This is a genomic window from Pseudomonas sp. Root329 (assembly GCF_001424925.1).
In the GTDB taxonomy this organism is placed as follows: Bacteria; Pseudomonadota; Gammaproteobacteria; order Pseudomonadales; family Pseudomonadaceae; genus Aquipseudomonas; species Aquipseudomonas arabinosi.
Genome location: NZ_LMCV01000001.1, coordinates 139174 through 158129, shown reverse-complemented (window position 1 = coordinate 158129; position 18956 = coordinate 139174). Strand labels below are relative to the sequence as shown.

Below are 18956 nucleotides of genomic sequence, written 5' to 3'. Positions count from 1 at the left end.
AACCGCCCCTGATCGCGCTGTTTAGAGCATTCACCCGGCGTACTCAATCCTCATCCTCAAGCTTGAGCAATGGTTCCTGAAAACGCAGTAAACGCCCGGCGTTCCCCAACACCAGCAAGGTGCTGAAGTTGTGCAACAACGCAGCAATCATCGCCCCCGCAGCGCCAAGCCAACCGAAGGCGGCGAAGGCAACAATCGCCAGCGTCCAGCCCAGACCGATGATCACGTTAACCTGCAACGTATGCCTGCATTGGCGACTCAAGCGTACACATGTGCCGAGTCGACGCAGGTCGCTGCCGATCAGGACGATGTCGGCCGAGGCCAGCGCAATGTCCGCCCCACCCGCGCCCATGGCGACGCCGACCACACCGGCCTTGAGCGCCAGCGAATCGTTGATCCCATCGCCCACGACCATCGGCCGGAAGCCGTTGCCGATTTCCTTCAGCACGCGATTGAGTTTGTCCTCGGGCAACGCTTGAGCTTCAACGTCGCTGATCCCGACATCTCGCGCCAATGTGCGCGCGACGCTTTGTCGATCACCTGTCAGCAGCAACTGCCGGCCCAACCCCAACTCACGTAGCTCGCTCAAAGCAAATCGAGCCTCGGGTTTGACGCTGTCGGCCAGCAACAGCCAGGCGAGGAATTCACCGTTGAGCGCCAGCCCGGCAATCGGGCCATCGTGGTCGGGGACACTTGAAGTGGCGATGCCCAATTGCGCGAATAGCTCCGGACGACCGAGCGCCGCCTCGCCCTGCTCCGTCATCGCCACCACACCCAGCCCCTGACGCTCGTGGATGTCGGAGAGCAGCAGAAAATGTTCCTGGGTGACCAGCCCGGCGAGCGCGCGGCTGACCGGATGACTGCTGGCAGACCCAAGGCTGGCAGCGAGCTTGAGGACGTGGCTACGATCCTCGATTGGGCTGTCGATGGATTGCAAACGCAAGGTGCCGAAGGTCAGGGTTCCGGTCTTGTCGACCACCAGTGAAGTCAGGTCTGCCAACTCTTCAAGGAACGCGGAGCTGCGAATCAGAATTCCGTGACGAGCCGCCACCGCCACCCCGGCAATCGCCGTGGCCGGTGCCGACAACACCAGCGCGCAAGGGCAGGCCGCCACCAACACCGCGAGCATGGCCTGAGCATCATTAGTAACGAACCAGGTCACGGCGGCCAGCAGCAACACCAGCACCATGTAGCTGCCGGCGTAGCGTTCCAGCAAACGCGTGATCGGTGGTTTGGAACGTTCGGCACTTTGCATCAGCGCAATGACTTTGCCGAGGGTCGACTCATTGCCGGTGCGGGTCACTTCGATGCGCAGCAGACCGTCGAGGTTGATCGCGCCACCGAAGACTTGCATGCCGACGCCCGCCTCCATCGGCACCGATTCGCCGGTAATCGAAGCGGTGTCCAGGCTCGCCTGACCGGACAACACCCGACCATCCGCCGGCACCCGATCACCCGCGCGCACCTCGACGAGGTCGCCGGCCTTGAGTGTGCCGTTATCGACTTCGACGATGGAGCCATCGGCCTGAACTTTGCGCGCGTGGCTGCGCGTCAGTTTGCCGAGGGCGCGAATCGCCTCCTGCGAGCCGATCACGCTGCGCTCTTCCAACACGTGGCCGAAGATCATGATGATCGGCAGCAACGCCGCGGTCAGCAGATCACCCGTGGCCCACGCCCCCAGCATGGCCAGGGCGATCAATTGATCAGTGATCCCGTGCAGGCTTGGATAGCGAAGGCTGTACCAGGCGGAGCGCATCACGGGCACGGCCACCAGTAACGAAGCAAAGCCCAGCAGCAATTGACTGACGCCCGTTTGCTCCGGCGACAACCAGCGCCAGGTCAAGCCGAGCGCGAGCAGGCCCAATGCGAGCATGGCCAGGGTCAATTGACGTGCGGCGCTGCGTTGTTCAGCCGAGGACAACATGCTCGGTGCGGCGGCGGTTTGGGTGGTCATTGTGCAGCTCCCTGAATGATCAGGCGGGAATCGTCTTTCGGGTTGACCGTGGTCACTGAGCCGGCCTGGCCGAGAATCTTCGGCATCCGCTCGCGGTAGATGCGCAGCAGCATTTGCGGGTCGGTGCCCTGTTGTTGCGCCTTGGCCAGGCTCAATACCGTGGCCGTGTCAGCCGAGGCTTTGGCCAGACGTTCGCTCGCTTGGGCGTGAGCGACTTGCAGCGTGCGATCGGCTTGTTCGTTGGCGGTCTGAGTCAGTTTCTCGGCTTCAGTGCGAGCATTGGCCACAGCTTTATCGGCTTGTTGACTGGCAGTCAGAACAGCGTTGAAGGCGTTGACCGCTGGGCCGGGCAGACTCGATTGCACGTCGACCCGCGTCACTTCAATGCCTAACCCCTGACCGGTCGCGGTCAGGTCCGCCAAGCGCTGATTGATGGCTTGCACCAGATCACCGCGCAACCGTTCGCGGCGTTCAGCAGCCTGACTATCGGCGCCGATCAGCTCCGGTCGGGCAACCAGAATAGTGTCCAGATCTCGTGCGGCAGTCAGGGCCACCGCGCTGCGAGTCACCAATCGATCCAATGCCGGCAACACATGTTCGCCTTGAAGAACGAAGGCGTACGGCTCGGTCACTTTGTAGAAAACCCGCACATCCAGTTGCACCACGCCCGCGTCACCGGTGAGCAAATAACCGGAGCCGGCGAGTGCATCGCTGATCGGTGTGGCGAAACTCGCTGCCCGGTCTGCCTGCAACGCGACATCTGTGCGCAGCAGATTTTCCACCCGACGCTCAATCACCCGATCCGCCGCAGGCAATAAAATCACCTGCTCAAACGGACGGGGCCAGGCCAATAGCAGGCCAGCATTCTGGATGCGATCCAGCGCGCCAAAGTGCAAAACCACCGCGCGATTTTGCGGATCGATCTGCCGCACATTGGAAAACGCCCACACCAAAGCGGCTAGCACTGTCACGGCGTAAAGGGCCAAAAAAGCCAATCGCCCTGCCTGAATCCAGGGACTGCTTAACTCATTTGTTCCACGTGGAACTAATTTCATGGCTGCGACCCGGACTTGTTATCAAGGGTCGGCGGACCGTCAACCAACACCCGGAACGGCGCGGCGTCGGTGCGCAAAATCAGTTTTGTTCCGGGAGTGACGATCGTGCCCAACGTGTCGAGGGAGCGCAGCAGGTTGTAGAGCTGTGGTGATCCGGCATAGGCGCGACCATAAATCTGCGCGGCTTCAACGCGCGACTGTGCTTCGATATCGGCCGCTTTCACCGTCGCATCGGCTTGTACGATTCGTGCATCACGTTCGGCAGCGGAACGGATTTGCGCCGCTTCGCGCTTGCCGATGGCCGTGCGTTCGGTGGCAATTGTTTCACGCTCGGCACGCATGCGATCGACCGTAGCGGTGAGGGTTACCGACGGCAAAGTCAGACGCTCGATACCGACTTGCAGCACCCGCACACCATAAGTGGTCAGCAGTTGCTGATCGATTTGCTGACGCAACTGCGCTTCAAAATCAGCGATGTGTACTTGATTGGCATCGGTGTTCACCAGGTTAGCCAGATCAAAACTGCTGGCCGTTGTTTCCAGCGCAGAGCCAACAAACGTACGAATCTGCCGCGCTGCTTCGTCCGGCTGATTCTGTACGGCGCGCATGAAGCGTTGCACGTTGTCCGGGTCACCCTGAACCTGCCAGGCCACATAAGCCTGAACGATGATGCGCAAACCGTCCCGCGTACCCACATCCTGTAAACCACTCGAGGTCGTGCGCAGTCGCAGATCGACAGGAATCGCCGCTTCAAAAGGAGCAGGCCAGCGCCAGCCAAGACCTGGTTCCAGCAATACCCGTGACGGATTACCGAAACGGGTGATCACCGTCGCCTCCCCCGAACGCACTTGCACCAGGCTCGCCGCCGCGATGGCGAACGCTACCAGCAACGCTGCCCAGCCCATTCGCCGCCATGGGAACGGGCCCGCTTCTTGGGGATCACCGTGGTGGTGATGGCCGTGGTGATGCCCGCCATGGCCGTGATCGTGGCCAGTGTGGTCATCGTGATCGTGAGTGTGCGACTGGCTCAATTGGCAGCTCCTGGCTGAGCGGTTTTACGCGCCGGCGCAGGGTCAGCCGGCAGCGTGAACGTACGTAAGTCGATGGTCGGCGCGTTACTGCTGCCGCCCAGACGATGATCGAGCACCAGCAATCTGGCATTGGCCAGGCCCTGGGACAGTTGGCTGAAGTACTGCTCCAGCACGAAGGCCTGGCCGGCGCTGGCGTAGGCCTTTTGCTCGGCGCTGAACCGCAGATCCGCCGCTTGGGCGGTGGCGTTGACTTCACGAGCGCTGGCGGTCGCTTGATCGCGAGCGATGCTGGCCTGCAACTGCGCCTGGTTGGTGGCTTCCGCCGCCGCACCGCGCTCGCGGGAAATCAATGCCTGGGCGCCAATCTGCGCAGCCTGAACGCCGTGATAGGCATTGGCAGCACCGGCCGGCGGATGAATCGCCTCGACCACGGTGGCGAGAATTTCCACGCCGCTGTCGAGTTTCTGCAAGTCAGCCTGTACCGCCCGACCAATCTCTTCGGCAAGCCCTACCCTGTCTTCGCCGAGCAAACCGTCGAGGGTTCGCGAGGCGAAATCGTGGACCAGAATTCGGCTGGCGGTGCTGCGGATCAGTGTCGGGACATCAGCGCTGTTGTAGGTCGCGGCCAATGCTGCTTGATCGCTCAGGCCGATGCGGTAGACGAAACGCACGTCCATGTTGACGATCTGGAAGCTCTGCCTGTCGGCTCGGCTGCTGGCAATGACTTGGGATTTGTCGTTCACATGGCTGGCGTCCCACAAGCGATTGGCAATCGCGGGCGCCGGGCCTTCGGCGGGTTCAGCCACGACCGGTGCCGGTGTGTCGCCAACACTGGTGGCCAACTCGTGGACCACACCGTTCTCGACACTCAACACTCGGCCCAGAGGCCAGGGCAAACCCGCGTGCAGACCGGGACCGAACACCTCCACCGGTTTCCCGAAACGCTCGTAGATGCCTCGCCCTTGCATTGGGATTTCGTGAATGCCGGTCAGTGACCAACCCACTATCGAGACCACGGCCAGCACCGGCAAAAATGCCCGACGCATGTAGGTGAAGGCCCAGATCTGTCGCAGGTCGATGCCGAAGCGGTTGTGCAATTCGTGCTGCAACGCCAGCAAAGGTTGCGGCGGCCAGCGCAGCATGTCGGCGACGAAGCTGCGCGCCAGCAAGGCAGGTTCGAGTTGTTCGCGCTGCGGACTGAACAACGACAGCAGGGCACGCAACAGCAGCTCGGCGGCGACCAACCCTGGCAGCAAGCCAATCAGTACCGCCAAACGCGCCGGCCATACCGAGGTTTCGCTACCCAACAACAGGCACAAAGCGCTGAGCACCAGGCCAATGATCGCCACCCGTGTCAGCTGCGCCAACGACGCTGCCTCGGGCCATTGCGCGACGTTTTCCTGCGCCAGTTGACGCTCCAGTACCAGTAAACCGAAGGCCAGCAACAACGACAGCGCCGCACCGACACTGGCCGACACTCCCAGTGAGGTCGGCGGCAGTGCAAGGTTCCAGACTTGTTCGATGCTCAACAACGTCAACAGCGACCAACCCGCGAGCCACAGCGTCGGGGCGCCGATCTGCACCAGCATTCGCAGCCATCGCTGACTGAGCCGATCCAGCAGCCGTTCGTACCAGCCCACCGGGGCAACGACTTCGTCAGCAACGACGACCTGCACGACCGGGTTCAACGCCCGCGCGCGCCACTGCGTCACCCACCAGGCCGATTGCAAACCGGCGACCAGCACCAGCAAACCGGCGCTCTGATTGACCAGCAATGCTGGCCAGAGCGACTGCGGCGCAAACAGCCCGACGAAAAACGCCAGCAACCAACCTGCCGCCGCAAGAGCGCCCAGACCGATTGCGAACTGACGCAATCGTCGCCCTTGAAAAACCGCCTGCTGGAAACGCGGCAGCCCGGCTACTTGCGTCCCATCGACATCGAGATCGACTTGCATACCACCCCAGTGTTTATCGTTGCTCATATCGCAATACGTTACGGTATAACGAAAGCCGTGAAATTTCCGTTCTTAAATGCTGTATCTAAAGGCGCTCAACCTGTCGCTTGGCTGAAGCCTTGACCGAAATGCTGCGGAACGCACATATTACGTTCGTAATTTTACCCAAGGACTACGTTTTACCCATTCCGATCCGATTCACTCCAGGAGTACACCATGAGCATCTATGACGTCGTGATTCTGGGCGGAGGCCCCGGTGGTTATAACGCGGCGATCCGCGCCGGTCAGTTGGGCCTCAGAGCGGTTTGCGTCGAAGGACGCGCCACGCTCGGCGGCACCTGCCTGAACGTCGGTTGCATGCCATCAAAAGCGCTGCTGCACGCCTCCGAACTCTACGACGCCGCCATGGGCGCGGAATTCGCCAACCTGGGGATTGACGTCAAACCCACGCTTAACCTCGCGCAGATGATGAAACAAAAGGATGAAAGCGTTGCCGGGTTGACCAAGGGCATCGAGTTTCTGTTTCGCAAAAACAAAGTCCATTGGGTCAAGGGCTGGGGCCACATCGACGGGCCCGGCAAAGTGACGGTGACCGACAGCCAGGGCGGCAAGACCGAACTGAACACCAAGAACATCATCATCGCCACCGGTTCCGAGCCCACTCCCCTGCCCGGTGTGGACATCGACAACAAACGCATCCTCGATTCGACGGGCGCGTTGTCGCTGACCGAAGTACCCAAGCATCTGGTGGTGATCGGCGCCGGGGTGATCGGTCTGGAGCTGGGTTCGGTGTGGCGGCGTTTGGGAGCTCAGGTGACGGTGATCGAGTTTCTCGACCGGATCTGCCCCGGTGTGGACAGTGAAGCAGGCAAAACCCTGCAACGCTCGTTGAGTAAACAGGGCATCAACTTCAAATTGAGTTCCAAAGTCACCAGCGCCACAACCTCGGCGACCGGCGTTCAGCTCAGCGTCGAGCCCGCCGCCGGTGGCACGGCCGAAACGATTGAAGCGGATTACGTGCTGGTATCCATCGGACGCCGGCCTTACACCCAAGGCCTGGGGCTGGAAAACGTCGGCCTCGCCACGGATAAACGCGGCATGCTTGCCAACAAGGGCCATCGCACTGAAGCGGCTGGCATCTGGGTGATCGGCGACGTGACGTCCGGGCCGATGCTTGCCCACAAGGCCGAGGACGAGGCCATGGTCTGCATCGAGCAGATTGTCGGCAAGGCGGCCGAGGTCAACTACGACCTGATCCCCAACGTGATCTACACCAAACCCGAACTGGCCAGCGTCGGCAAGACCGAAGAACAACTGAAGGCTGAAGGTCGTGCGTACAAGGTCGGCAAGTTTCCCTTTACCGCCAACAGCCGGGCAAAGATCAATCACGAAACCGAAGGCTTCGCCAAAGTGCTGGCCGATGAGCGCACCGACGAGATTCTCGGCGTGCACCTTGTGGGCCCAAGCGTCAGCGAAATGATTGGCGAATATTGCGTGGCCATGGAGTTCAGCGCCTCTGCCGAAGACATTGCCCTGACCTGCCATCCACACCCGACCCGCTCCGAGGCCTTGCGCCAGGCGGCGATGAATGTGGAGGGGATGGCGACTCAGATGTAATGGTCTCGCCCCTGATCGTTCCCACGCTCTGCGTGGGAATGCCTCAACGGACGCTCCGCGTTCGGCTCCGGAAGGGACGCGGAGCGTCCCGGACTGCATTCCCACGCAGAGCATGGGAACGATCTTAGTTCGCTGGTAAATGCTCCAGCGGCAACGCCCCCGGCGTCTTCACCGTATGAATCGCAAAGTTGCTGCGGATGTCACTTACACCCGGCAATTTCAGCAAACGCCCCGTGAGGAAACGGTCATAGGCGCGCAGGTCCGGCACCACCACTTGCAGCAGAAAATCCGATTCCCCTGACACCAGAAAGGCCGAAATCACCTCGGGTAACGCGGTCACGGCCAGGCGAAAAGATTCGGCCTGCTCATCGTTATGCCGCTCAACCTTGACCCCGACAAACACCGTCAGCCCAAGCCCTACTTCGTCGCGATCCAGATTGGCCTGGTAACCGCGTATCACCCCGGCTTCTTCGAGCATCCGTACCCGGCGCAAACAAGGCGATGCGGACAGGCCGATCTCGTCAGCCAGTTGCACATTGCTCAGGCGACCATCCCGTTGCAGTGCAGCGAGAATCTTGCGGTCGTAGGCGTCGAGTTTCATGGTTTGGCAGATCCTGATGGTTTACCTGCAATTGAGTGGCAGGTTATGCCAACCAGAAGCATTTTAGAAGCGAACTACGCAACCACCTGCCCTGCCCTTCAGCCCTAGACTGGCCGTACCGAATCGACAACGAATGAGGTGCAACGTGGCGGGACTCTGGGTGTTTTTCATGGCGCTGGCGGTGGTCTATCTATTGCCGGGCCCGGACATGATCCTGTTGTTGCAGACGGGTGCTCGTCAGGGCAAAGGCGCGGCGCTGGCGACTGCGGTGGGTTTGGGTGTGGCCCGGGGATGCCATGTGGCGTTGGCAGCGTTGGGGTTGGCGGCACTGTTCAAGGCTGCGCCCTGGACGTTCGACGTGGTACGCCTGGCCGGGGCCGCGTATCTGCTATGGATCGGCATTCAATGCCTGCGAACCACCATGCTGCCGAACTTGAATGGAACAGACGCCACCACCGAGAAACCTCGTTGGCGCGCAGCGATCCAGCGCGGTTTGCTGACCAACCTGCTCAACCCCAAGGCGCTACTGTTCTGCTCGGTGCTGCTGCCGCAGTTCATCGATCCACACGCCGGGCCGGTGCTCGCGCAATTTGCGACCCTGGGCGTGGTGTTGGTTGGCGTTGGGCTGTTGTTCGACAGCGCTTACGCACTGACCGGCGCAGCGCTGGGCCGTTGGCTGCAACGCAGTCCTTCGGCCCAGCGCCTGCAACAGTGGCTGTTTGGCAGCCTGCTGATCGGCTTCGCCGTGCGGCTGACCTTTGTGCAACAGGCTTGAGCCTTACCGCGTCTTGCGGCGGCGATTGATCAGCAACAGCGCCGCTGCCGTGACCGCTATCACACCGCCAATCTGCAACGGTGTTTTGTAGGGGCGCAGCTGCGAGCGCGCGGCGTCGGTGACCTGGGACACATAGCGCTTGTCGGCGCTCTGAAAGTCCGGATCCTGGCATTGATGACCAAAATCGCCGGCCCAGACCACATACGGGCCTTCCTCGACATACCGACGGTAGAACGCGCTTTGCTCTTGCAGGCTGGTGCCCCACGACGAAGCCTTGCACAGCACCGAAGCAAACGCCTGACTGCTGTGGGGCAGATGATCCACGGCCTTGCTTGCCAAAGCCGTGGCGACAAAACGGTAGTGGAAACGCTCATCGGGCTGCGCCACGGTGGCTTGCTGGCGCTGCACTTCACCCTCGGCCATCAGCGGCCCGACCTTGAGTTCCGCGCTTTCGAGACTGTAATTGCCACCGAAGCTCGCGTAATCCGGGGACAACTCGTAGCCCAACAACTCCATTCCGTCGAAACGGGCCAGTGTCGCGGCATGGTAATAAGCGAATGCCCGTTTGGTCGGCCACCATTTTGATTCGGCGTCGTGGCGCAACTGCCCGTACCACTTGGCCTTGGCCTGCAAGTCGGCGTTATCGAAATAGGCTGGCGCTTCGTCGTACCGCTCTTCGCGCAGCAAGCGCCGCCCGAGCAAATTACGCAGTTTCGCCGCCACCGGTAACTGCACGTAGTTATCGCGATCCTGCTGAGTCAGAGGGGGCGGCGCCGGCACTTGAGTGTCGACGTATTGCTTGAGCTCATCGACGGTCAGCACCCGCTCGGCGACCGTGGCGGCGTCGAACCAATAGATATCTTTACTGCGATAAAGCTGATCAAACGCTTGCAGGTAATCCCCGCGTTGCAACGCCAGGATTGCGCTTTCACCCTCGACCCGGCACTTGGGCTGAAGCGTTTCGAAGTCCCAGTCTGGCGTGCGCCGCTCACCCCACGACTCGTTCTGCGGGAAGGCCTGGGCAGCCTTGGCATACGCCGCGGCAGCCGCGTTTTTATCGCCATCGCGCACGGCCAGTTTGGCCCGCAGCCACCACGCCAGTCCGCCATCACCGGCATGTTCGAGGAACGCCTTGGCGCTGGCGTAATCACCCTGTTGATAATTCACAGCCGCCAGACGATCAGCGTTGTCGAGGCTACCGTGGGTGCTGTTTTGCAGCAGTTTGATCAGTTTCAATTCGTTCGGCGGTTGATCGCCGAATGACCAGCCCAGTCGGCTGATCAACGACGCCGTCACCAGTTGCTGTACCGGTTTGCCCTTGAGCAACTCGGCCAGTTGATCGTCAGGCATCGCCGCGAGGTCGGCCACCAACAGTTTCAGCGAGGTATAACCCACCGCCGAACCCTGAAGGTTTTGCGTGGCGTAGAGTTCGATGGCGCTGTTCCAGTCGCCAGCGGTGCGGGCCACGCGGGCCTCTTCACCGAGGCTGGCGACGCCCAGTTCCAGTGGGTCGCTGAAGCCGTCGATGCTCAGTTGGCGGGTCTGCTCGAAGGCCTTTCGAGACTGAGCCAACAAGTCAGGGCCAGCGTCCGCTTCGGAGCTCATGGCAAACAGCGCCCGACCTAACGAGTAAGCCGCCCAGGTACTGCGTAACGCCCGTTGATCCGCCGGCAACGCCAGCACCTTCTGGAAGTACTCGGCTGCCAGTCCATGATCACCCGCATTGAATGCCACCGCGCCGGCCAGATAAAGCTTGAGTTCCGCCGGCAGGCTCGCGCCCTGACTCTCGACCTCATGCGCATCGGTCAGGCTGCGTAGCTGTTTCACCAGCGCTTGCTGCTCAGCCGTCAAACCGGATTGCTCAGCCTTATCCCGCTGTTCTGCGTAGTCGGGCGCATCCATGTTATAGGCGGTTTCGCTGACGTTCTTCAGCCCGGCGACCGCATGCCCGAGGCGACTGATTTCAAATCTGAAATTACCTTCCGGCAGTTCCGCCAGCGACTGGCCGCGGTTGTCCAGCAGACGCATCGGGAAATCCGGCCCACAGGCCAGCGCCGAACCCAGCGGCAGGCTGAGGCTCAGGCAAAGCAGATGGCGGGGCCAGTTACGGGTCAACATTCGAACCTCCTTGATCAATATGTGCGCAACGAGCCCAACCCACGGCGCGCTGCCCGCCGGCCGGTATTCGACCGTCGCGCAGGCGGGTGAAGGTAAGCAGATCCGGGCGCTGTTGCAATGCATAACCGGCCAGCGCGTCGGCACCGTCACAACCCTGCACCGCGAGTGTCAGGCGTTCGGGCCAGGCGCTGTCGAGGTTGCCCTGATTGCTGAGGCTGATGTCATAGAGGTCGTTCTGCACCGAGAGTTTCAACGCCAGTCGACTGTCGAGTGCATCGCCACGCGCCACGGCGCCCAGGGTCGTCAGGCTCCAGGCCCGGCGGTCGCTGGCCAGCGGCAAACGAAACCAGATCAGGCCCGCCAGATGCGCCGGTGGATCGTTGCGCAACTCGGTCCCGAGTCGACTCAGTTGCCGCGGATCGGCGAGCAATTCCCGACGCTTGCCGCCCCGTTCGATGGGCACTTCGCTTTCCACTACCGGTGCACCGCCGCCTCCCGGCAACAACGCCACACCATAGGCCGGCAGCGCGAGATAGAAAGGTTTCGAAGTGATGCGGCTCCAGGCCTTGGTCCATTGTCGGGCCTGATCCGGGTCGAACAAGCCAAGACGCGGATCGCTCACCGCGTGCACCTGCAACACGCTGCTGTCGACTGTGGATAACAATGCCGGTAATTCGGGACTGTCGAGCCAGGCCGGCAATGCGGTGATGCTCAGCGCAATAGTGGCCGGCAAAACTGCGCGCAAGTGCGTAAGAAATTCGCGGTAGGCCGGTAGCCGAGCATTACCGGCATCGTGGTCGATTTCCACGCCGGAGAGATTCAACCCCTGCCCCTGCCAATCGCCGAGCACCTGCTGGATCTGCGCGGTGACTGCGTCCCGATCCAGCGACTTGAGTTGGCCGTCGAGACGAATCACCGCGATCAGCGGCCGACCATCACGTTTGAGCAGCGCTGGATCAATCCGCGCCCGGCTCCAACCCGCCTCGGGGAATGCCTGCAAGGCCAGCACCCGCAGGGTGGAAAAGTCAGCGCGGCTGTCCCTCAGCGCCGCTTCGTGGGCCGGTGTCCATTGCCGTTGCCAGACGTAGAGTTGCTGATCGAGCGGCGGCGCGTCCTGTCGTTCGCAACCGCTGAGCAACGCCACCGCGACAATCAACGCCGACAGACGAGCGAAAAAATACATAACCGAATCAGATCCTTTGTCGCAGCGGCCAGAAGCTGCGTTCGGCAGATGCTACAGGTCGAGGACCAAAGGCTGCGACCCCTGCGCCGGAATCGCACAACAAATCAGTACTTGTCCGTCGTCCGGCACTTCGGCCGGCGGCTGTGGATAATTCACCTGGCCGCTGATCAGCCGAGTTTTGCAGGTCCCGCAGGAACCGCCGCGGCAGCTGAATTCCGGGCGCAACCCACGGCTTTCCGCCAGCTCCAGCAAACTGCCACCGTCGGGTTGCCAGCGGGCCTCTTTAGCCGAGCGCTGAAACACCACCGGCACCGAGGTCGTAGCAGCGGGCGGTTGCTCCATGACCACCGCGTCAGGGTCCGGCACCCGGCGCAAAGTCGAGGGGCCGAAGGTTTCGGCGTGAATCCTTGCATCACGGATGTCCAGTTCCCGCAGGCCGTCGTACAGCCCCTGGGTAAAACTGCCCGGACCGCAGAGGACAAAATCCAGCTGATCGTAGTCCTCCACTTCAAGGAGGGTCTTGAGCAGCGCGGTGTCGATCCGCCCGCTCAGGTCGAAATCCTCACCCTCCAAGGCCCCGGCTTCGGGCTGACTCACCAGACGCAGCACCCTGACCGCATCACCTGCGCCATCGAGCAAGCGATCCAGCTCAGGACGAAACACTTGATCGGCCAACGTGCGCGAACTCTGGAGAAACCAGGTCGGCCGGATGCGGCGGGTGCGCAGGCCTTGGTAAACCACCTCGCGCAGCATCGACAGCAGCGGCGTGATGCCGACACCGGCAGCCAACAACACCAGCGGCCGACGTTCATTGGGTGCCACGGTGAAATGCCCTTGAGGCGCACGGGCCTCCAACAGATCACCGACGCGCACCTGTTCATGCAGGTGCGAAGACACCAAGCCTTCACGCTTCACACTGATGCGGAAAAAATCATCGGACGGCGCGCTCGACAGGCTATACGTGCGGATATGCACCTCGCCGGCAATGGTGAAGCGCAGCGGCAAATGCTGCCCTGCCTGAAACACTGGCAACCCCGCGCCATCGGCAGGCTCCAGATAGATCGAGCGGATGTTGTGGCTTTCCTCTTTGATGCGCGCCACCCGCAGCGGCCGCCAACGATCGCCCAACGCCTGGGCTTGCAGACGGGCGTTGGCCTGCGCCCAATTGCCGGTCAGCAAACTGGTGGGCGACACACCGTCGAAGCGCCAGCGCAGAGCAAGCGCGCCGGGCCGACGCACCACGCTTTCCACCTCTAATGTCCACAAGCGCTCGGCCCCTTGAAACGCCTCGACCTGTGGGCCTTCAAGAATGACTTCGGTGCGACCGCTGAGGTGCAGCAGATCCCCCGAATTGAAATCGATAAACAGCAAACCGGCCCGGGGATTGAGCAGCAGATTTCCCAAGGTGTTGAAAAACAGGTTGCCGGCGAAATCCGGAATAGTCAGGCGGTTGCCTTCTACCTGTACGAAACCGGCCTGGCCGCCGCGGTGAGAAACGTCCACCGAACGTTGGCCATCGACGTCCACGTAACTGGCGACAAAGAACGTATCGGCTCCTGCGATCAAGGCTTTGGCCGCCTCATCCAGCCCGTTGAGGTGTTGCGCGATGCGAGTCGACGGATCCGCCAACGGCACCGAGCGAAACTGGCGCAATTGGATGTATTGCGGGCAATTGCCGAAGGACTGCTCCACCGTCACATCGAAGCCGCTTGCCGTCATCGCGCCAACTCGGCCGTTGAGGCGGTTGCGGCGACGGGTGTGCAGTTCGATCCCCAGCAGTCCGATCGCCGCGCCCTCCGACAATGGCGCCGGATCATCAGCGCCCGGTAGGCTACGAAATTGCAATGTTCCCGGCTCGGGTGAGTGAGCGAAACCCGGTGGCCCTTCAAGAATACTGGCCCAAGGATTACCGTCGGCATCCACCGCGCCGTACAGCATGAACGGCAGTTGCTCATAGAACGTGCGGTGCTGATCCGGCATCTCGCTGCGAATCACCTTACGACCGAGCACCTCCATTCGCTCGGCAATGCCCACATGAGTCTGCAACTGTTTCTCGCCGGCGTGCCAAGGTGAACGGTCCACAACGACTTCTCCCCTGCGCCATCGGCGCAGTGTGAACGACCCGAGAGTGCCGGGCCGTAAGCATCAGGCAGTTTTTTGCAGACCGGCAACGGTACGCGGCATGCCGACAAACCCTGGCAACGCTTCGACCCGCGCCAACCAGGCGCGGATGTTGGCGTAGTCCTCCAGGGACACGTTGCCTTCTGGCGCATGGGCGATGTAGCTGTAGGCCGAAACGTCGGCAATGGTTGGCTCGGCGCCAGCCAGATACGGCGTTGCTGCCAGTTCCTGATCGATCACTTTGAGCACGGTGTGGGAATAAGCGATCACCTCTTCAGCGTTGTAAGCCGCACCAAACACCGTTATCAGCCTCGCTCTGGCGGGGCCAAAGGCAATCGGCCCAGCGGCAATCGACAACCAGCGCTGAACCTTGGCCGCCCCGACCGGATCGGTTGGCAGCCAGCGGCCGTCTCCATATTTTTGCGCCAGATAAACCAGAATCGCGTTGGAGTCGGCCAGCACCACGCCTTGATCATCGATGACCGGAATTTGACCAAAAGCGTTGAGCGCGAGGAAATCCGGCTGTTTGTGCGCGCCCTTCGGCAAGTCGACAAAGATCAGCTCGGTCGGCAGATGCAGCAGGGACAGCATCAGCTCTACACGGTGAGCGTGGCCGGAACGTGGGAAGTTGTAGAGTTTGATCGCTTGCATGGTCGACTCCGCTGGGTGGTGGCGCTGTTGAACAGTGTTCAGCACCGATGGGGCGCTATCTTCCACCCGCAACCAAAACAACAGAATAACCAGCCAACGCAATCCATTATTTCACTGGATGAAATAACCCATCACGCCTGCAAGGACGGGTGCTCACGCAGCGCGCTCACCGCAAAATCCACAAAACTGCGAATCCGCGCAGGGGCCTTGCGCCCACCCTGATAGACCACATGGATAGGCAAGGGCGGCAGTTCGAAGTCCGCCAGGACGATTTCCAGCTCACCGGAGGCGACTTTGCTCGCGACCTGATAAGACAGAACCCGGGTCAGCCCCAAACCCAGGCAAGCCGCCGTAATGGCCGCCTGATTGGCCGTCACCACCAGGCGCGGCGCGGGTCGAACACTCAGCGGCTCTCCCCCTTCGAGGAACGGCCAGGTTCTCGACTGACCGATAGAGGACGTCGCAATAACCGGCGCCTGAGCCAGGTCCTGAGGATGTCGAGGTCGACCATGGGCCGTCAGAAATTCCGGCGAGCCGCAAATCACCCGCCGAACCTCACCCACGCGAATCGCGTGCTGATTACTGTCGGGCAACTCACCGATGCGCACGGCGACATCGATGCCCTCCTCGACCATGCTGACCACTCGATCGACCAGCAAGCCATTGATGCTGACTTCAGGAAACTGCGTCAGATAATTCACCATCACTGGCGTGACAAACTGCTCACCGAACAACACCGGCGCAGTAACCGTCAATTGCCCACGTGGTTGGGTGTGGCTGCCCGCCGCCGAGTCCTCGGCTTCCTGCACCTCGGCGAGAATCCTCCGACAGTCTTCCAGGTAGCGCTGACCCGCCTCGCTCAAATGCACACTGCGGGTGGTGCGCGTCAGCAGCACCGTGCCGATGCGTTTCTCCAGCGCCGCCACGGCGCGAGTGACGCTGGCTGCCGACAAGCCCAGACGCCGCGCCGCCGCCGAGAAGCCTTGGTCTTGGGCGACGGCAGCGAAGACCTGCATTTCCTGGAATCGGTCCATGGGTGTGTCCTCAATTCAGATAAAAAAAATCGCAACCGTAGGCTGCGATTTTTAATGTTTCCATCACCTGTGGATAACTTATTCCACCGTCACCGACTTCGCCAGATTTCGCGGCTGGTCAACGTCGGTGCCTTTCAACACGGCAACGTAATACGAGAGCAACTGCAGCGGAATGGTGTAGAGGATCGGCGACAGAATGTCGTGGATGTGCGGCATTTGCACAACATGAGTGCCTTCGCCATTGGTCATGCCGGCCTGCTCGTCTGCGAAGACGATCAGCTCGCCACCACGGGCGCGGACTTCCTGGAGGTTGGATTTCAACTTCTCCAGCAGCTCGTTGTTCGGTGCCACGGTGACCACTGGCATGTCGTTATCCACAAGCGCCAACGGACCGTGTTTCAGCTCGCCGGCCGGATAGGCTTCGGCGTGGATGTAGGAGATTTCCTTGAGCTTGAGAGCCCCTTCCATCGCCACCGGGAACTGCGCGCCACGACCGAGGAACAGGGTGTGGTTTTTCTCGGCGAACAGCTCGGCGATTTTTTCGACGGTACCGTCCATGGCCAGGGCTTCGCCGAGGCGGGTTGGCAGGCGACGCAACTCTTCAACCAATGTGGCTTCGACGCCTTTGGCCAACGTGCCGTGAACCTGACCCAAGGACAGAGTCAGCAGCAGCAAACCGACCAACTGAGTGGTAAAGGCTTTGGTGGAGGCCACGCCGATTTCGCGACCGGCCTGGGTCAGCAGAGTCAGATCGGATTCACGCACCAATGAGCTGATGCCGACGTTGCAAATCGCCAGACTCGCGAGGTAACCCAACTCTTTGGCGTTACGCAGAGCGGCCAGGGTGTCGGCGGTTTCACCGGACTGGGAGATGGTCACGAATAGCGTGTCGGCCTGCACCACCACCTTGCGGTAGCGGAACTCGCTGGCGACTTCGACCTGGCACGGGATACCGGCCAGTTCTTCGAGCCAGTAACGGGCAACCATGCCGGCGTGGTAACTGGTACCGCACGCGACGATCTGCACGTTACGCACTTTGGCGAACAGCTCGGCAGCCTGTGGACCGAACGCTTGCACCAGCACTTGATTCTGGCTAATGCGACCTTCCAGGGTGCGCTGCACCACAGCCGGTTGCTCGTGAATTTCCTTGAGCATGAAGTGGCGGAATTTGCCCTTGTCAGCGGCTTCGGCGCCATCGCGGTACTGCACCGACTCGCGTTCGACGACTTGGCCGCTCACGTCCCAGATCTGCACGCTGTCGCGGCGAATTTCGGCGATATCGCCTTCTTCCAGGTACATGAAGCGGTCAGTGACCTGGCGCAGGGCCAACTGATCGGAAGCCAGGAAGTTTTCACCCATACCCAGACCGATGACCAACGGGCTGCCGCTGCGGGCCGCGACCAGACGATCCGGTTGCTGCGCGCTGATGACCGCCAAGCCGTAAGCACCGTGCAGTTCTTTGACAGTCGCTTTCAGGGCCACGGTCAGATCAGGTAGATCCTTGAGTTTGTGGTTCAACAGGTGAGCAATGACTTCAGTGTCGGTGTCGGAAGTGAACACATAACCCAAGGCTTTCAGTTGCTCGCGCAGGGCTTCGTGGTTCTCGATGATGCCGTTGTGCACCACCGCCAGATCACCGGAGAAATGCGGGTGAGCGTTGCGCTCGCACGGCGCACCGTGAGTGGCCCAGCGGGTGTGGGCGATACCCAGACGACCGACCAGCGGTTCTTCGGCCAGCGCCAGTTCCAATTCACTGACCTTACCCGGACGTCGCAGACGCTCAAGCTTTTGGTCATTGGTGAAGACCGCTACACCTGCACTGTCATAGCCACGGTATTCCAGGCGCTTCAGGCCTTCGAGCAGGATGGCGGTGATGTTACGTTCTGCGACTGCGCCGACAATTCCACACATGCTATTTCTCCTGACTGACAGCCGCGAGGATCAAGTTGATTCCGCGGGCCTGTATCTGATCCCGTGCCTCAAGCGGCAGGCGATCATCGGTAATAAGGGTATGGACGCTGCTCCAGGGCAGCTCCAGGTTGGGGATCTTGCGGCCGATCTTGTCGGCCTCCACCATGACAACCACTTCCCGGGCGACTTCAGCCATGACTCGGCTCAGCCCCAGCAGCTCGTTGAAGGTGGTGGTACCGCGAACCAGGTCGATGCCATCGGCACCGATGAACAACTGGTCGAAATCGTAAGAGCGTAGTACCTGCTCGGCCACCTGCCCCTGAAAGGACTCGGAATGCGGGTCCCAGGTGCCGCCGGTCATCAACAGCACCGGCTCATGCTCAAGTTCGCTCAAGGCATTGGCGACATGCAGGGAGTTGGTCATCACGACCAGGCCCGGTTGCTGGCCGAGTTCCGGAATCATCGCTGCGGTGGTGCTGCCGCTGTCGATGATGATCCGCGCATGCTCGCGAATTCGTGTGACGGCAGCGCGAGCGATTGCCTGCTTGTATTTGGACACCGGCTGACCAAGGTCAGCCACCAGCTCTTGAGGCAGGGTGATCGCTCCGCCATAGCGGCGCAGCAGCAAGCCGTTGCTCTCAAGCGCCGCGAGATCCTTGCGGATCGTAACTTCCGACGTTTCGAAGCGCTTGGCCAGCTCATCCACACTGACTTCGCCCTGCTCATTGAGCAAGGCGAGGATGTTGTGACGGCGTTGAGGTGTATTGCGTTTCGACATGGCTTGGCAAGTTTCGATTCGAAAGATAACGAAAGCAATAAAAACCTATTGGCGAAACTTCGTCAAGCGTGGGCCGATAAAAAGACCTGTGGATAACCAAAAAAGATCGCAGCCTGCGGCAGCTCCTACAGGGAGTTCGTGTTCACTCTGTAGGAGCTGCCGCAGGCTGCGA

Annotated in this window: 14 protein-coding genes; 2 read left to right on the top strand and 12 right to left on the bottom strand. The window is 61.1% G+C overall.

The window, feature by feature from the left end; genetic code table 11:
* Nucleotides 1-43: 43 nt before the first annotated feature.
* From ASC74_RS00735 to hflK (ASC74_RS00720), 4 genes are read right to left on the bottom strand one after another with little or no spacing between them, the layout of a single operon-like run.
* On the bottom strand, nt 44-1954 hold the full coding sequence (locus ASC74_RS00735; RefSeq protein ID WP_056738537.1) for a cation-translocating P-type ATPase: 1911 nt from the start codon (nt 1952-1954) through the stop codon (nt 44-46).
* Complete coding sequence (hflK, locus tag ASC74_RS00730; protein WP_056738535.1) at nt 1951-3009, bottom strand: protease modulator HflK; 1059 nt, start codon at nt 3007-3009, stop codon at nt 1951-1953. Before hflK (ASC74_RS00730) ends, ASC74_RS00735 begins: the two co-directional genes overlap by 4 nt.
* Entirely contained in the window at nt 3006-4040 is a 1035-nt protein-coding gene (gene hflC / locus ASC74_RS00725) for a protease modulator HflC (RefSeq protein WP_056738533.1), read from the bottom strand. Before hflC ends, hflK (ASC74_RS00730) begins: the two co-directional genes overlap by 4 nt.
* Nucleotides 4037-5995: a protease modulator HflK gene (hflK, locus tag ASC74_RS00720; protein WP_056739101.1), complete on the bottom strand. Its 1959-nt coding sequence runs from the start codon at nt 5993-5995 to the stop codon at nt 4037-4039. The genes hflC and hflK (ASC74_RS00720) overlap by 4 nt, the downstream gene beginning before the upstream one ends.
* A 216-nt stretch (nt 5996-6211) precedes the next feature.
* On the opposite strand from hflK (ASC74_RS00720), the gene lpdA reads away from it, so the two are divergent.
* A complete protein-coding gene (gene lpdA / locus ASC74_RS00715; protein WP_056738531.1) occupies nt 6212-7612 on the top strand; it encodes a dihydrolipoyl dehydrogenase in 1401 nt (466 codons plus the stop codon).
* 124 nt (nt 7613-7736) lie between these two features.
* Here the strand turns inward: lpdA and ASC74_RS00710 are convergent, their stop codons facing one another.
* Nucleotides 7737-8213: an Lrp/AsnC family transcriptional regulator gene (locus ASC74_RS00710; protein WP_033059662.1), complete on the bottom strand. Its 477-nt coding sequence runs from the start codon at nt 8211-8213 to the stop codon at nt 7737-7739.
* Nucleotides 8214-8358: 145 nt separating this feature from the next.
* On the opposite strand from ASC74_RS00710, the gene ASC74_RS00705 reads away from it, so the two are divergent.
* Nucleotides 8359-8988: a LysE family translocator gene (locus tag ASC74_RS00705; RefSeq protein ID WP_156400782.1), complete on the top strand. Its 630-nt coding sequence runs from the start codon at nt 8359-8361 to the stop codon at nt 8986-8988.
* 3 nt (nt 8989-8991) lie between these two features.
* Here ASC74_RS00705 and ASC74_RS00700 read toward each other — a convergent pair whose 3' ends face one another.
* The 7 genes from ASC74_RS00700 to ASC74_RS00670 form a co-directional block, all read right to left on the bottom strand.
* Nucleotides 8992-11106 carry a hypothetical protein gene (locus ASC74_RS00700; RefSeq protein ID WP_056738527.1) on the bottom strand — a complete coding sequence of 705 codons (2115 nt, stop codon included), beginning with the start codon at nt 11104-11106 and terminating at the stop codon, nt 8992-8994.
* The gene (locus ASC74_RS00695) at nt 11093-12289 is read right to left on the bottom strand and encodes a DUF3142 domain-containing protein (protein WP_056738525.1); all 1197 of its coding nucleotides are present in this window, start codon (nt 12287-12289) and stop codon (nt 11093-11095) included. Before ASC74_RS00695 ends, ASC74_RS00700 begins: the two co-directional genes overlap by 14 nt.
* Nucleotides 12290-12340: 51 nt before the next feature.
* A complete protein-coding gene (locus ASC74_RS00690; RefSeq protein WP_056738523.1) occupies nt 12341-14371 on the bottom strand; it encodes a pyridoxamine 5'-phosphate oxidase family protein in 2031 nt (676 codons plus the stop codon).
* A gap of 63 nt (nt 14372-14434) precedes the next feature.
* Nucleotides 14435-15061 (bottom strand): glutathione S-transferase family protein, encoded by a 627-nt coding sequence (locus ASC74_RS00685; RefSeq protein WP_056739099.1) that lies wholly within the window; start codon nt 15059-15061, stop codon nt 14435-14437.
* 131 nt (nt 15062-15192) lie between these two features.
* A complete protein-coding gene (locus ASC74_RS00680; RefSeq protein ID WP_056738521.1) occupies nt 15193-16095 on the bottom strand; it encodes a LysR family transcriptional regulator in 903 nt (300 codons plus the stop codon).
* Nucleotides 16096-16173: 78 nt separating this feature from the next.
* Nucleotides 16174-18006 carry a glutamine--fructose-6-phosphate transaminase (isomerizing) gene (gene glmS / locus ASC74_RS00675; RefSeq protein ID WP_056738519.1) on the bottom strand — a complete coding sequence of 611 codons (1833 nt, stop codon included), beginning with the start codon at nt 18004-18006 and terminating at the stop codon, nt 16174-16176.
* 1 nt (nt 18007) lies between these two features.
* Nucleotides 18008-18784, bottom strand: a complete 777-nt coding sequence (locus ASC74_RS00670; protein ID WP_056738517.1) for a DeoR/GlpR family DNA-binding transcription regulator — start codon at nt 18782-18784, stop codon at nt 18008-18010.
* Nucleotides 18785-18956 lie beyond the last annotated feature (172 nt).

What these genes read in the sequence shown, in the direction of transcription:
- lpdA (WP_056738531.1), top strand. Translation starts at nt 6,212, where the DNA reads ATGAGCATCTATGACGTCGTGATTCTGGGCGGAGGCCCCGGTGGTTAT.
- ASC74_RS00710 (WP_033059662.1), bottom strand. Translation starts at nt 8,213, where the DNA reads ATGAAACTCGACGCCTACGACCGCAAGATTCTCGCTGCACTGCAACGG.
- glmS (WP_056738519.1), bottom strand. Translation starts at nt 18,006, where the DNA reads ATGTGTGGAATTGTCGGCGCAGTCGCAGAACGTAACATCACCGCCATC.
- ASC74_RS00735 (WP_056738537.1), bottom strand. Translation starts at nt 1,954, where the DNA reads ATGACCACCCAAACCGCCGCCGCACCGAGCATGTTGTCCTCGGCTGAA.
- ASC74_RS00680 (WP_056738521.1), bottom strand. Translation starts at nt 16,095, where the DNA reads ATGGACCGATTCCAGGAAATGCAGGTCTTCGCTGCCGTCGCCCAAGAC.
- hflK (WP_056739101.1), bottom strand. Translation starts at nt 5,995, where the DNA reads ATGCAAGTCGATCTCGATGTCGATGGGACGCAAGTAGCCGGGCTGCCG.
- ASC74_RS00670 (WP_056738517.1), bottom strand. Translation starts at nt 18,784, where the DNA reads ATGTCGAAACGCAATACACCTCAACGCCGTCACAACATCCTCGCCTTG.
- ASC74_RS00685 (WP_056739099.1), bottom strand. Translation starts at nt 15,061, where the DNA reads ATGCAAGCGATCAAACTCTACAACTTCCCACGTTCCGGCCACGCTCAC.
- ASC74_RS00695 (WP_056738525.1), bottom strand. Translation starts at nt 12,289, where the DNA reads ATGTATTTTTTCGCTCGTCTGTCGGCGTTGATTGTCGCGGTGGCGTTG.
- ASC74_RS00700 (WP_056738527.1), bottom strand. Translation starts at nt 11,106, where the DNA reads ATGTTGACCCGTAACTGGCCCCGCCATCTGCTTTGCCTGAGCCTCAGC.
- hflK (WP_056738535.1), bottom strand. Translation starts at nt 3,009, where the DNA reads ATGAAATTAGTTCCACGTGGAACAAATGAGTTAAGCAGTCCCTGGATT.